A 13,713-nucleotide genomic window follows, 5' to 3' on the forward strand; every position below is an offset into this window, starting at 1 on the left:
TAATAATCATGGCGATCATTAAATCCTATAAATCTTAGTTCAGACAATTATACAATCTTCAAATTATACTTGTACAACAAACCCGGCAAGCTATGTGTAGCGAAAATGGCTTTGTTCAGGGTATTCAGTTCCGGATCAATAATAAAATTATAAGAGGTGCTGAAGTTAACAGATGTCAAATTGCTTTGCCTGAACACCGTTTCCAACAGGTCGCATTCGTCAAAGACGGAGCCGCTAAGGTCGGCTTGGGTAAAGGTGGTTTCTTTAAGGGATGTTTTAATAAAATTAGTTTTAGGCATCTTCTTCCCCATAAAAGATGAGTAATCTAAAATGCACGACCCAAATTGAACGCTGAATAGAAAATCATCGCAATGACTAAAATTTACACCCATTATTTTGCAATGCTTAAATAACGCACTGTTTATAGCAGATCGGTCCCACTTCATCATGGAGAGATCGCAGTCTTCAAAAACACAATCAATAAACTTGCATTGAATAAATTGGCTATCCTTTAAATCGCACTTTTTAAACGTGCAGTTATTGAACTCAACGCTGCGGTTTAATTGTGCAGCAAAACTTTGGCTGGTAAATATTTTATCGTCGTGAATTTCCATAATGCGCTAAACAAAAATAGCGATGGGTTTTAAACCATCGCTATAATTTCTTATTTCTTGAATCTTAATTCTTGCTTCTTATATAAGCAGTCTCACCGGCTCTTCTAACAATGATTTCAGTGTTTGAAGGAATGCGGCAGCCAATGCGCCGTCAACAACACGGTGGTCACTGCTTAAAGTAACCTTCATTACGTTACCCGGAACAACCGCGCCATTTTTAACAACCGGAACAGCCTGGATACCGCTAACAGCTAAGATACAAGCATTTGGTGTATTAATGATAGCAGTAAACTCGTCAACGCCAAACATACCTAAGTTAGATATGGTAAAAGTTGAACCTTCCATTTCGGCAGGCTGCAATTTTTTATTTTTTGATTTACCGGCCAGATCCTTAACCTCTAATGAAATATGGGTTAATGATTTTCCATCAGCAAATTTAATAACCGGAACCAGTAAGCCTTCGTCAACAGCTACAGCAACGCCAATGTTTACGTGCTCGTTAGTACGGATCTTATCGCCCTGGAATGATGAGTTAATAGCAGGGTGTTGTTTTAAGGCAACAGCGCAAGCTTTAACCACAAAATCATTAAATGATATTTTAACAGGAGCAACAGCGTTGATTTTGTTACGCGCTTCAATAGCCTGATCCATGTCAATAGCCATGGTTACATAGAAATGCGGCGCGGTAAACAAGCTTTCGCTTAAGCGGCGGCTAATAGCCTTACGCATTTGTGTAACAGGGCGCTCGGTAAATTTCTCTTCGCCGGTAAAGGTTGGCAGGGTGATCGGCGCTTTCGCTTCTTTAGCCGGTGCGCCTTCCGCAGCTGGTTTACCTTCTGCAGATGCTGCTTTAGCAGGGGCTGCACCCGGTTTGTAATCTTCTATATCCTTTTTAACAATACGGCCACCTTCTGCAGATCCTTTAACCTCGTTCAGGTTGATACCTTTGTCTTTAGCCATTTTGCGGGCCAATGGAGAAGCTTTTACGCGGCTGTCGTCGCTGTCATCTGCAGAAGTTTCTTCGGATTGACCGGCTGTAGCAGCCTCTTTAGCTTCGCCACCTTCAACAGGTTTGGCTTCAGCGGCAGGAGCGTCGCCTGTATCTTGTAACAGAGGGGTAATATCAGTACCTTCTTTACCTACAATAGCAATAATGCCGTTAACAGGGGCAGCTTCACCTTCTTTAGGGCCAATATATAATAAGGTACCAGCTTCGTAACCAACAACCTCCATTGTAGCCTTATCGGTTTCAACGTCAGCTAAAGAGTCGTCAGATTTCACCTTATCTCCAACTTTAAAGTTCCATTTATTAATAACGCCCTCTGTCATGGTATCGCTCAAAGCGGGCATACGTATAACAGTGGCAGGTATGGTTGAAAGATCAACCTTGGCGGCCGGTGCAGGAGTGGCAGCCGGAGCTTTGTCTGCTTGTGCAGCAGGTTTTTCTTCTTTAGTTTCTGCCGGAGCGCTATTGCCACCTTCAGAAAGTAAAGCTTTATAATCTTCGCCTTCTTTACCAATTACGGCAATAACAGCATCAACAGGTGCGGCTTGCCCCTCTTCCATACCAATGTATAAAAGGGTACCATCCTGGTATGATTCAAAATCCATAGTGGCTTTGTCAGTTTCTATCTCGGCCAACACATCGCCCGATTTTACCTTATCGCCAACTTTTTTATGCCATTTTGCTAAAACACCTTCTGTCATGGTGTCGCTCATTTTCGGCATTTTAACTACTTCGGCCATTATATTTAATTATTGATTTGTTGAATTATTGAATTCCTGGTTTCTATTAGCAAAAGTATTGAACAATGATGTTTGATTTTAATAACTTGATTAAGTCAATAAATCAATAACTCATTAATTCAATAATTAACTAAAGTTAGTCTCTGATGTATGGATAGTCTTTTTGTACGTAAACATCTGTATAAAGCTCTGATGCTTCAGGCCATGGTGATTCTTCTGCAAACTTAACAGACTCATCTACCTCAGCTTTTATTTTAGCATCCATTTCTTCAAACCATTTCTCGTCGGCATAACCATTTTTTTCAATGGCTGCTCTTACCGCCTCTATAGGGTCTTTAGCTTTGTAGCTTTCCAACTCTTCTTTAGTGCGATATTTCTGAGGATCAGACATGGAGTGACCTTTGTAACGGTAAGTACGCATTTCAAGGAAGGTTGGGCCTTCGCCTGAGCGTGCGCGCTGAGCGGCTTCGTCCATAGCGTTATGAACAGCTACCGGGTCCATACCGTCAACCGCTGACGATGGGATACCATAAGGTAAACCTAATTTATAAATATCGGTTTGTATGGTAGTACGCTGTACCGAAGTACCCATAGCATAACCATTGTTCTCGCAAATAAATATAACAGGCAGTTTCCAAAGAGCCGCCATGTTAAATGTTTCGTTCAAAGCACCCTGACGCACTGCACCATCGCCCATGTAGCAAACGTTTACAAAATCAGTTCCTTTAAACTTTTCTGCAAATGCAATACCTGCACCCAACGGAATTTGACCGCCTACTATACCATGACCGCCGTAAAAATGGTGCTCTTTACTGAACATGTGCATAGAGCCGCCTTTGCCTTTTGAGCATCCGGTTGCTTTACCATAAAGTTCGGCCATTATAGCGTTTGAGCTTATGCCCTGAGCAAGTGCATGCGCGTGATCGCGGTATGCAGTGATCATACTATCGCCTTTTTTCAATACAGACATGGCGCCTGCTAATACAGCTTCCTGACCTATATATAAATGGCAAAAGCCTCTGATTTTTTGCTGACCATAAAGTTGTCCTGCTTTCTCTTCGAACCTACGCATTAACAGCATAGCTTCGTACCACATCAGATAGGTGTCTTTAGTTATTTCGATTGAACTCATTTAATAAAATCCTCAGTTTGCAGATTAATGCGCAAATCTAATTATATATCCCAAAAAACCGAAAATGGCGTGTAAAAAGATTGGCTTTTGATTGCTTAAACGTTTTAGTTTACAGTTGCATTATAATGACAATTAAAATAACATTGAAAATGTGACCTATTGTTAGAAACTGATTAAAAACACTTGCGGCAAAAAACAAATGGGCCACTTTAACATTTTGGTATTTTAACAAGTGTGGAAAGTTATTTTTTTGTTAATAAGGCAATAAAGTGCTTGGTTTTTTGGAAAATATGAATAGTTTTGTGGGCAACCTGATCCGGAGTGTAGGATTTAATGAACAATATTCATTAAAAAAGTAAAGAAACAAAGGACTAAATGAAGAAAACAATACTGGCAATAGCCCTATTTTTCAGCGTTTTAGCCGCTCAGGCGCAAACAAAAACCGTTCCAGCTCAGGCAACTGAAGCTCCTGAAGAGCAGGAGAGTTTAGCAAAAGATTATCTGTCGCAAATTATGGGTGTAGCGTTAAACGCCACATCTAATATGAAACTTTTTAGTTTTGTTTATGACTGGATAGGTACCCCCTATCGTTTTGGTGGCGGTACCAAAAAAGGAATTGATTGCTCTGGCTTCACCAAACAATTGTACGAGAAAGTTTTCAACCTGGATATAAAACGTAATTCACGCGATATTTTCAGCATGGTTAGCCCGGTGAAAAAAACAGACCTAAAAGAAGGCGATCTGGTTTTCTTTAAAATACACAGCCGCAGTATTTCGCACGTTGGTATTTATTTAGGTAATAACCGCTTTGCACACGCTTCGTCAAGGGGTGTTGCTGTTAGCAGTTTGGACGACAACTATTACAGCCGCTATTTTTACAAAGGTGGCAGATTATTAGCTTCCTTTAAAAAAGAATTGGAAATAACGGAAGACCAGGCCCAATAAAGCTTAGAAATTAAAATAAGATCCTTTCACCTTAAAGTGGAAGGATTTTTTTTGCCCTTATGATACGTTCCCCTAAAACCTTTGTTGCTTTCATCTCACTCTTATGTTGTCTGTTCGGTTGCGATTCAGATCAACAGCAGGAGCGGAAATCTGATAAAAAGATTACGCAACCCACACAACCTACGCCTGCAACTAAAAAGCCAATAATATCTGATGTAATAACAATTGCGGCCGTTGGTGATATAATGTTGGGTACCTCCTATCCTAATAACAGCACTTTGCCTCCAGATGGCGCTGTAAACAGCTTTCAATATGTAAGGAAGCATTTGCAAAATGCCGACCTGACATTTGGCAATCTGGAAGGTACACTATTAGATGGCGGACAGCCGGCAGCTTACAAACTGCACTTAAAAAGTAAGGCTTACCTGTTCAGGATGCCTACCAGTTACGGAAGTGTTTTGAAAGACGCAGGCTTTGATATAATAAGCATTGCCAATAATCACATAGGTGATTTTGGCGAGAAAGGCCGCGAGAGCACGGTAAAAACGTTAGACAATTCAGGAATACGCTACGCCGGGTTACTGGAATATCCAACTACCGAGTTTACTATAAAAGGCGTTAAATATGGTTTCTGCGCTTTCGCGCCAAACAGCAACACTGTTCCACTGCTTGATATAAAAGGCGCAGGACAGATCATTGCCAATTTAAAGCAACGCTGCGATGTGGTGATTGTATCGTTTCACGGAGGAGCAGAGGGTGTGCAATTTGAACACGTAGCAAAGGCGTCTGAATCTTATTTTGGCGAACGCCGCGGTGATCTTCGTGCCTTTGCACATAATGCCATTGATAGTGGTGCAGATGTTATTTTAGGTCACGGACCGCATGTCAGCCGCGCTATGGAGATCTACAAAAACCGGTTAATAGCTTATAGTCTGGGAAATTTCTGCACCTACCGCTCGGTGAGTATTGCAGGGGTTACCGGCATAGCGCCGCTGCTAAAAGTAAACATAAACCGCAAAGGAGAATTTTTAAGCGGCAACATTATCTCGGTTAAACAAAGCCGCGAAAAACGAGTAGAACCGGATACTGCACATAGGGCAGCGAAACGTATAAAGATGCTCTCTGCAACTGATTTCCCTGATAATTCGCTCGATATTTCTCCAACAGGTGTGTTAAGCAAGGCTGACCAAAATTAGGCAGGGTTACTGATTTACCAGTAACTTATACCCTCTACCGTGTACATTGATGATCTCGACCGATGGATCATCCTTCAGGTATTTACGTATCTTGCTTAAAAACACATCCATGCTGCGGCCGTTAAAGTAGTTATCATCATGCCAAATGTTGAGCAGGGCCTCTTCGCGGGTGAGCACCTCATTTTGTTTAAGGCAAAGCAGGCGCAGCAGTTCCGCCTCTTTGGTTGATAGCTTTTGCTGCTGCCCATTTATGGTGATCAGTTGTGCAGCGTAATCAAATTCGTATGTCCCTATCTTAAAGGTTGATTGCTGCTTTTCATCTTTCTTATCTGAGTTTTCAGCACGTTTTAATAAAGCATTCACGCGCAACAGTAACTCTTCAATGCGAAAAGGCTTGGTTATATAATCATCTCCTCCCAAACTATACGCCTGTGTTTTATCCTCTATCATGCCTTTGGCAGTAGCAAAAATAATAGGAACATGCTCATTCAACTTGCGAATGTCTTTACCCAAGGTAAACCCATCTTTTTTAGGCATCATCACATCCAGAATAAGCAGGTCATAACCCTGTTTTGTAAAAGCACGCAGGCCTTCTTCCCCATCGGTACATAAAACAACATCAAACTTGCCCTTTAGCTGCAGGTAATCCTGAATAAGCAAACCAAGGTTGGGGTCATCTTCAACCAGTAATATTTTTTTCATTGGGATGATAGTTTAGTCCGGAAGTCCGGTAAGTCCGAGAGTCCGAAAGGTTATGGTTTAGTAAGTTTAGCGTTGTTGATTAAAATGGTGTTAAGCTGTTGCAAACTTCAGTTCAAATTCTGAGCCTTTATCTTTTTCAGACCGCACACTTATTGAGCCATTAAGGCGCTTAACAATGGTGTTAACATAGCTAAGTCCTAAGCCAAAGCCCTTTACATTATGTACATTACCGGTTGGTATGCGGTAAAACTGCTCAAATATTTTAGTTTGCTGATCGCGGCTCATGCCAATACCTTCGTCGGCCACTTTAATAACTACTTGTCCGTTTTTATTAAAGCTGTTTATGGTGATCTTGGGTTTACCTTCGCTATATTTTATAGCGTTATCAACCAGGTTATACAGCACATTAGAGAAATGCAATTCATCAGCAATAATTACCGGATGCTCAGCCTCCAGTTCCAGCGTCAATTCAGCATCGCACTTTTGCAGTTTAAGCTCCATGCTATCTAACACCACACTGATGAGGTCATTTATATTTACCGGTTTATTTTCCAGCTTAAAATCGTTTTTATCAATGCGCGCTACATTAAGTACACGCTCTATGTGATTACCCAGGCGGGCATTTTCCTCATAAATAATATTGGCCAAACGGTTAACACGGCTTTTATCTGAGTTGATCTCTGGGTCGCGTAATGATTCGCTGGCTATCATGATGGTTGACACCGGCGTTTTAAACTCATGCGTCATGTTGTTAATGAAATCCGTTTTCATCTCGGATATTTTTTTCTGCCGGATGATGGATGTAACGGTGTAACCGAAACAAAATATTAACACAAATATTAGTCCCGCGGTGGTTGCCATTGAGGCCTTCATGCGGCCCAATATCAACGAGTTTTTATCAGGGAATGATACCTTTAACATACCAGGGTCATTCACTACATCCTTATTAAAAATAGCGGTTTTGTAAATGTTGTCGCCGGTAAAAAATGGCTTTTTACCATCAGCTATGCTGGTGTATATCAACGAATCACCATTGGCGTTGGTAACATCATAATTAAACGGCACATCAATATTACGGCTTTCCAACTCCAAACGCAGTAATGAGTCTATCCACGTCCGGTCTATCCTGTTTTTAAGTGGCTCTCCTGCACGCTGGTAGTCGGCCATCAGGTTCTTCATGGAAGTATTAGTGGAGGTAATTTGCGCAACTTCCTGGTAAGACGCCTCTGTTATAAGTTTCTTTACCTGGCGTATCTGCCTGTCTTTTGATCTTCTTATCTGATCCTTTTCCCATTGCGGATTGATCCTTACCTGTGGCAACGTTACAATACCGTATTGAGGATCAGGGAAACGCACAAACAATGTATCGTATTTTTTAATTTTGCCTTTATGCGTATACTGCCTTCCAGCAGCCAAAGGCACTAAGCGTGTTTCAAAATTCCCAAAAGGATCTACATTAAATTCAACATCTACACCGGCGGCAAAGGCTTCGTCAATTTTCTGACTTAGGATGAGTTTTTGCAAGCTATCCGTTAACAGATCAACTTGCTTTTTACGCGTAAGGCTAAACTTGTCTGTAAGAAGTGTATCGTCATCAGTAACTAACTGCACATGTGGCTGATCAACTTTGGGCGAGTAAACGGCCGACTTACTTTGCCGCTGACTTGGCGCTATGGCCGAATTGTCTGTTACCTGTTGTGTTAAAAACTTATCGGCATCGTGTTTACTTAGCTTATCAACCACATTGTTCAGCGCCTCATGCACTGATCGGTCAAACAATTTTGATTGCAGATCATAGCTCTCGGTTAAAAAATAAAGCTGTATAGCTATCACACCTAACAGTGCAACACTCATTAACCCTATAATTATACGTATACTTTGTTTGCTCACTTACTATTAACGTTTGCCTGTTGCAATATTGTTAAACAAAAATATTTCAAATAAATATTGATAGGTTTTATTTAACAATATTTAACAAAAAACCCCGCTGTTGGGCGGGGCAAAAAATTGTTTATGTTTAAGCTTAAAGCTCGCAATTAAAATGGCAGATCGTCATCATCAGCAGCAGAGCTGATATCGGCCGGTGGAGCATACTCTGGCGTAGTGCTGGCACCCGCGCCATTTATAACATTAATGCGCCAAAGCTGCATTGAGTTAAAGTAGCTTTTTTTGCCGGTTTTGTCTGTCCATGGGCGGCCGCGCAGGTTAAAGAAAACCTCTACATCATCGCCAACCTTAATATTATCCAGCAGGGCACATTTGTCCTGCATTGTTTCAAACTTTAAGTATTCCGGATATTGAGGGTTTTCAACATACTCAACAATCAATTCTCTTTTTTTTAGGGAATCTGTAACCTGTGTGGTTGCCCCAATTTCGTGTACTTTGCCTTTAATATCCATCCTGATAAAAAATTAAAATGTAAAGTTAATAGATGTAAGGTAAAAATAGGGGTTAATAATTCATAAATTCGCCAAAATTATGATGCAAGTTTTCCACACCGAAAGTAAGATCGTTATTACCTGCAATAAACGGCTGTCGCCTTACCTGCAGCAAGAAGTTGAGCAACTGGGCTTTACTCCAACACGCGTTTTTCAAACCGGCGTTGAACTGCAAGGCACCGTTACCGACACTATCCCGCTTAACCTGAATCTTCGCTGCGGAAGCCAGATCCTATACTTGTTAAAGAGCTTTACAGCGGCAAACCCGCAAGAGCTTTATGATAATCTGGTTAAAATAGAATGGGAAGAACTAATTGACTTTAGCGGCTACTTTTCTGTAACCTCTAATGTTAACAACGAGCATATACTTACCCCGCTTTTTGCCAACGTAAAGGTTAAAGATGCCATTGTTGACCGCATAAAATCTGTTAAAGGCGTAAGGCCGAACTCGGGCGCCGATGTTAACAAAACCGTGGTGCACCTGTACTGGCAGGATGACAAGGCCGAAATATTCTTAGATACATCGGGCGAAACTTTAGCTAAACACGGCTACCGTAAAATACCGGGCAAGGCCCCTATGCTGGAGGCTTTAGCTACATCTGTAATTACGGCTACCAACTGGGACAGGAACAGCACCTTCATTAATCCCATGTGTGGTTCAGGCACTTTGGCTATTGAAGCGGCTTTAATGGCTACCGATAAAAGTCCGGGCCTGTTCAGAATGAACTATGGCTTTATGCATATTTTGGGTTATGATGAGCAGGTGTTTTTTGTTGAACGCCGTAAGCTGAAAGACAAAGCCAAAAAAGAACTTGGCTTTAAAATTATAGCTACCGACCTTTCTGCTGATGCCGTTGATGTGGCCCAAAAAAATGCCAGAACAGCCGGCGTAGAACATTTAATTGAGTTTGCTGTTTGTGACTTTGCCGATACAGAGGTACCTGCCGAACAAGGCGTAGTAGTTTTTAACCCGGAGTATGGGGAGCGTTTAGGTGTACATACCAAACTGGAAGCTACTTACAAACGCGTGGGCGATTTTATGAAGCAGAAATGCAAAGGTTACCGCGGTTACATTTTTACTGGCAACCCTGATCTGGCAAAAAAAATTGGCTTAAAAGCAGCCCGCAGAATTGAATTTTACAATGGCAAATTGGATTGCCGCTTATTAGAATACGAATTATATGACGGCACCAGAAGGCTGCCCGAAACTGAATAATAAAATACCCCGGAGGTTAATATGAAAAAGGCATTATTACTATTTACAACAATACTTTTTACCCTTAGCTGCTTTGCGCAACAGGAACTGGCTTTCCCTTTTCAGGGTGGCAAGGAAGTAATGAATACCTTTTTTAAAGAGAATGTTGACATATCAACAGACCTGGCCAAGAAAAAAGCTACAGGTAACGCTATTTTTAAATTTACATCCGACACTACCGGCACCATCAAAAAAATAATAGTTTATTATGCTGATGATGTATCGCTTATTAAGCCTATTATTGATGCGTTGCAAAAATCAGATGGCAAATGGGTAATCCCTTTCCGCACCAAAACGCACGATTTTATAATTCCTTTTCACATCGTTTTTACGCATCCAACCACTGCAAACGCGGCTTTACAAAAGGCGGTTTATGATTTTCAACGCAATAGCCAACCTGTTTTACCGGCAGATCAAATACCTTTAGACATGGTTAGCTTACTCCCTACGGTTGTAATTAATTATCAAATCAATTAAGTTTTTTAACATTTCTTAAAATCCGACAAATCTTGAGTTTCGTAAATCAGTTGTTTTTATAACTGAGACTGATCAATAATATATGACGAACGCCACGGGATTGAAGATTAAGGCTATCGCCGCGAACATTAGAAACAAACGGGAAAAGAAAAATTACACACAAGAATATTTAGCTTATAAACTAAGCATCTCGCAAAACGCTTACAGCAAAATAGAGCTGGGTTATACTAAAATAACCCTTGAGCGCCTTTTTCAAATAGCCGAAATACTTGAGGTTGATGCTGTTTCACTTATCAATTCTGATTAAAGATCTATTTTAAACTATTGCCCCCCTTTTACCGTCTATAACTGTAATATTGCAGGTATGGAGCAGAATTTTATTGTTGAAAAAACCGTAGCATTTGTTAAAGAAACGCTAAAAGATGCCGAAGGTGGGCATGACTGGCAGCATATTGAACGTGTTTATAATAACGCGAAAAATATAGCCGAAACAGAAGATGCTAACCAACTGGTTGTTGAACTGGCTGCTTTATTACATGATATTGCCGAGCCCAAGTTTAACAACGGCGATGAAGAAAAAGGTCCTGCCATGGCTGCTGCTTTTCTGCAAGATATTGGGGTGGATGAGGCGGTTATAACACATGTACAAAACATCATCAGATACATGTCTTTCAAATCATCATTTGATGCCCCGGTTTTTACATCGATAGAAATGCAGATAGTGCAGGATGCTGACCGGCTGGATGCAATGGGTGCCATAGGTATTGCACGAGCGTTTAATTATGGTGGCCACAAAGGAAGGGCAATATACGATCCTGCCGTGCCGGCTCAAACGTATACTGATAAGGCTGCCTACAAAAATTCGACTGCCCCAACCATTAATCATTTTTACGAAAAGTTATTACTGCTTAAAGATAAAATGAATACCGAGACCGGTATGCGCCTGGCGCAGCAGCGCCATAATTTTATGCTGGTTTACCTGGATCAATTTTACAAGGAAATGAATAGCTCATTGTAAAATTAGTAACACATTGAAATACAAAATTTAAAACACTGTTATTTAGCTGTATGAAAAGAATATCCCTGATTATTTTATTAGCCCTGTTTACTGTTTCGGTAACGTTTGCTCAAACGGTAAGCAAATCAAACGTTTCCTTCAAAATAAAAAACCTCGGTATTAATACCGGCGGCACAATAGGTGGTGTTAAGGCAACGGTTCACGTAGACCAGGCCCAGGTGGTAAACAGTATTGAGGCTACTGCCAATGTTGCTACAATAAATACAGATAACGAAGAGCGCGATACACACCTTAAAAGCGCCGACTTTTTTGATGTACAACGTTTCCCGCACATTACTATGAAGTCTGCTGCAATAAACCATAAAAGCGGCAACAAATACAGCGGTAAGTTCAACGTAACCATTAAAGACAAAACCAAGCAATTCGATATTCCTTTTACCTATACAGAAACAGGTAATACAGCCACTTTGAACGGAACGTTCAAACTGAACCGTCTGGATTTTGGTGTTGGTGGCTCAAGTTTGGTGTTAGGGAATGAGGTAACGGTTACTGTGGTTTTGGAGTTGGCTAAGTAAGTGGGCTATACTCAATTGCTCAGTTTTTAACGCTATTGTTTGACATTAATAAGCGAATAATACCCTCAATTAGAGCCGTTCTAAACTGGGTAACTTTTGAAGTACTTTTACAAATTCTGTCACCTTAACGCTATCTTTTTCTTTGGTGTATAAGTATACTATTGTATCTCTGCTACTTATATTGTATCGCAACTCGTATCGATCTCCGCAAACAAGTGCTGGCCGTGGCTTCAACTGAAACTTAAAAATCAGGTCACCTCCTTCACCGTTATTATACCCTACGTAAATGGGAATCTTGTCGCTATAGATCTTTTCAGTTTCGATACTTAAAACACTCACGTAGCGTCGGGTTGTATCTTTTTGTGGTATACGTTTAGAACGAGCTATTTCGTCCATTTCTTCCTTATTGTCCCAAACGCCTTGTATCATAGGCTTGTATTTCTCAATCAATTTTTGTGTAGGCGAAAGATTTCTCTTACAAGCCGAAGTAAAAATTGCCACCAATATAAGGCATGTGATACGTTTCAATTGTTGCAGTGTTAGGTTATGCTAAAATAGATATTTTCATTGAACTATTTATAAACCCACATCTCATGTAAGACTAACAAATATCACATATACCGCCTCCACCACTCCGAATTAAACGCACCTTTCACCTCGCTGGGCACACCTGGCTCGGGTACAAAGAGGTCTATTTTCTTATTTCGGGCATAGGTCAGTAATAGTTCAATAGGTTCATACCAATCGTGCAGGGCCAGGTTGAAGGTACCCCAATGAATAGGCATCATCAGGTTTCCTTTTAAGGCGATGTGCGCGTTGGATGCATGATCGGGACCCATGTGAATATCCGGCCAATATTTGCCGTAAGCGCCTACCTCTAACATGGTCAGATCAAACGGACCGTACGCTTCTCCTATTTCGGCAAACTGCGGATGCCAGCCTGAATCAGCTCCAAAATAGATATTGTGCTTGCTGCCCTTGATTACAAATGATGACCATAACGTCTCGTTCCGGTTGGTAATGCCGCGACCGGAGAAATGCCTTGCCGGGGCAGCGGTTATTATACAATCTGCGCCAACAGTTGCGCTATCGCCCCAATCCATTTCGGTAATAAATTCCTTGCCAATACCCCAGCTTTGCAGGTACTGCCCAACGCCTAATGAGCAATAAAAAGGAACTTGGCTGCCTGCGAAAAACTGAATAGTTGCTTTATCCAGATGGTCATAATGATCATGTGAACAGATAATGGCATCAATTTTTGGCAGATCGCTTAATGCTATAGGTGGCCTGAAAAAGCGTTTAGGACCCATCAGTTGCGTAAACGATACGCGATCGCTCCACACGGGATCGGTGAGAATGGTGCAACCATCTATCTCTATCAATAAACTGGAATGCCCCACCCAGGTTACACGTAAGCCGCTTGCAGGTGGCGTGTTATAAATGGAAACATCGGTTTTAAAAGGCCCCATTGTTTTAGCCGGAACAACTACGGCTTTGTTGCGCATGTATTCGCGCATAATAGGTAGCATTTTGTCGAACCCGGCATCATCTGTGTGCACGGTGTTCATATATTTATTGCCTTTTTTGGCAGGTCTTTCTAAACTCATGTTATGTA

15 protein-coding genes are annotated in these 13,713 nt (G+C 41.2%); 7 read left to right on the forward strand and 8 right to left on the reverse strand.

Annotated elements, in window-relative coordinates:
• Positions 1–47: 47 nt before the first annotated feature.
• From CLV57_RS16655 to pdhA, 3 genes are all read right to left on the reverse strand, one after another.
• Positions 48–614 carry a pentapeptide repeat-containing protein gene (locus CLV57_RS16655; protein ID WP_100342509.1) on the reverse strand — a complete coding sequence of 189 codons (567 nt, stop codon included), beginning with the start codon at positions 612–614 and terminating at the stop codon, positions 48–50.
• A gap of 78 nt (positions 615–692) precedes the next feature.
• Positions 693–2,360, reverse strand: coding sequence for a dihydrolipoamide acetyltransferase family protein (locus CLV57_RS16660; protein ID WP_100342510.1), 1,668 nt, complete (start codon positions 2,358–2,360; stop codon positions 693–695).
• 136 nt (positions 2,361–2,496) lie between these two features.
• A complete protein-coding gene (pdhA, locus tag CLV57_RS16665) occupies positions 2,497–3,492 on the reverse strand; it encodes a pyruvate dehydrogenase (acetyl-transferring) E1 component subunit alpha (RefSeq protein ID WP_100342511.1) in 996 nt (331 codons plus the stop codon).
• Between the two features lie 375 nt (positions 3,493–3,867).
• Between pdhA and CLV57_RS16670 the strand changes: the two genes are divergently transcribed.
• The gene (locus CLV57_RS16670; RefSeq protein WP_100342512.1) at positions 3,868–4,437 is read left to right on the forward strand and encodes a C40 family peptidase; all 570 of its coding nucleotides are present in this window, start codon (positions 3,868–3,870) and stop codon (positions 4,435–4,437) included.
• Between the two features lie 59 nt (positions 4,438–4,496).
• Complete coding sequence (locus CLV57_RS16675) at positions 4,497–5,633, forward strand: CapA family protein (RefSeq protein ID WP_100342513.1); 1,137 nt, start codon at positions 4,497–4,499, stop codon at positions 5,631–5,633.
• 6 nt (positions 5,634–5,639) lie between these two features.
• Here CLV57_RS16675 and CLV57_RS16680 read toward each other — a convergent pair whose 3' ends face one another.
• The 3 genes from CLV57_RS16680 to CLV57_RS16690 form a co-directional block, all read right to left on the reverse strand.
• Entirely contained in the window at positions 5,640–6,335 is a 696-nt protein-coding gene (locus CLV57_RS16680; RefSeq protein ID WP_211290086.1) for a response regulator transcription factor, read from the reverse strand.
• 90 nt (positions 6,336–6,425) lie between these two features.
• Positions 6,426–8,189, reverse strand: a complete 1,764-nt coding sequence (locus CLV57_RS16685) for a sensor histidine kinase (RefSeq protein ID WP_157799200.1) — start codon at positions 8,187–8,189, stop codon at positions 6,426–6,428.
• Positions 8,190–8,371: 182 nt separating this feature from the next.
• Complete coding sequence (locus CLV57_RS16690) at positions 8,372–8,734, reverse strand: DUF3127 domain-containing protein (RefSeq protein ID WP_100342516.1); 363 nt, start codon at positions 8,732–8,734, stop codon at positions 8,372–8,374.
• 82 nt (positions 8,735–8,816) lie between these two features.
• Here CLV57_RS16690 and CLV57_RS16695 point away from each other — a divergent pair, with 82 nt between their 5' ends.
• From CLV57_RS16695 to CLV57_RS16715, 5 genes are all read left to right on the forward strand, one after another.
• A complete protein-coding gene (locus CLV57_RS16695; protein WP_100342876.1) occupies positions 8,817–9,989 on the forward strand; it encodes a THUMP domain-containing class I SAM-dependent RNA methyltransferase in 1,173 nt (390 codons plus the stop codon).
• 21 nt (positions 9,990–10,010) lie between these two features.
• A complete protein-coding gene (locus CLV57_RS16700; protein ID WP_100342517.1) occupies positions 10,011–10,505 on the forward strand; it encodes a hypothetical protein in 495 nt (164 codons plus the stop codon).
• An 82-nt stretch (positions 10,506–10,587) separates the two neighbouring features.
• The gene (locus CLV57_RS16705) at positions 10,588–10,812 is read left to right on the forward strand and encodes a helix-turn-helix domain-containing protein (protein WP_100342518.1); all 225 of its coding nucleotides are present in this window, start codon (positions 10,588–10,590) and stop codon (positions 10,810–10,812) included.
• 57 nt (positions 10,813–10,869) lie between these two features.
• Entirely contained in the window at positions 10,870–11,523 is a 654-nt protein-coding gene (locus CLV57_RS16710; RefSeq protein ID WP_100342519.1) for an HD domain-containing protein, read from the forward strand.
• 50 nt (positions 11,524–11,573) lie between these two features.
• Positions 11,574–12,098, forward strand: coding sequence for a YceI family protein (locus CLV57_RS16715; protein WP_100342520.1), 525 nt, complete (start codon positions 11,574–11,576; stop codon positions 12,096–12,098).
• Between the two features lie 69 nt (positions 12,099–12,167).
• Here the strand turns inward: CLV57_RS16715 and CLV57_RS16720 are convergent, their stop codons facing one another.
• Positions 12,168–12,626: a hypothetical protein gene (locus CLV57_RS16720; protein WP_157799201.1), complete on the reverse strand. Its 459-nt coding sequence runs from the start codon at positions 12,624–12,626 to the stop codon at positions 12,168–12,170.
• An 83-nt stretch (positions 12,627–12,709) separates the two neighbouring features.
• Complete coding sequence (locus CLV57_RS16725; protein ID WP_100342877.1) at positions 12,710–13,705, reverse strand: MBL fold metallo-hydrolase; 996 nt, start codon at positions 13,703–13,705, stop codon at positions 12,710–12,712.
• Positions 13,706–13,713: the final 8 nt, after the last annotated feature.

Source organism: Mucilaginibacter auburnensis (genome assembly GCF_002797815.1).
Taxonomy (GTDB): Bacteria; Bacteroidota; Bacteroidia; order Sphingobacteriales; family Sphingobacteriaceae; genus Mucilaginibacter; species Mucilaginibacter auburnensis.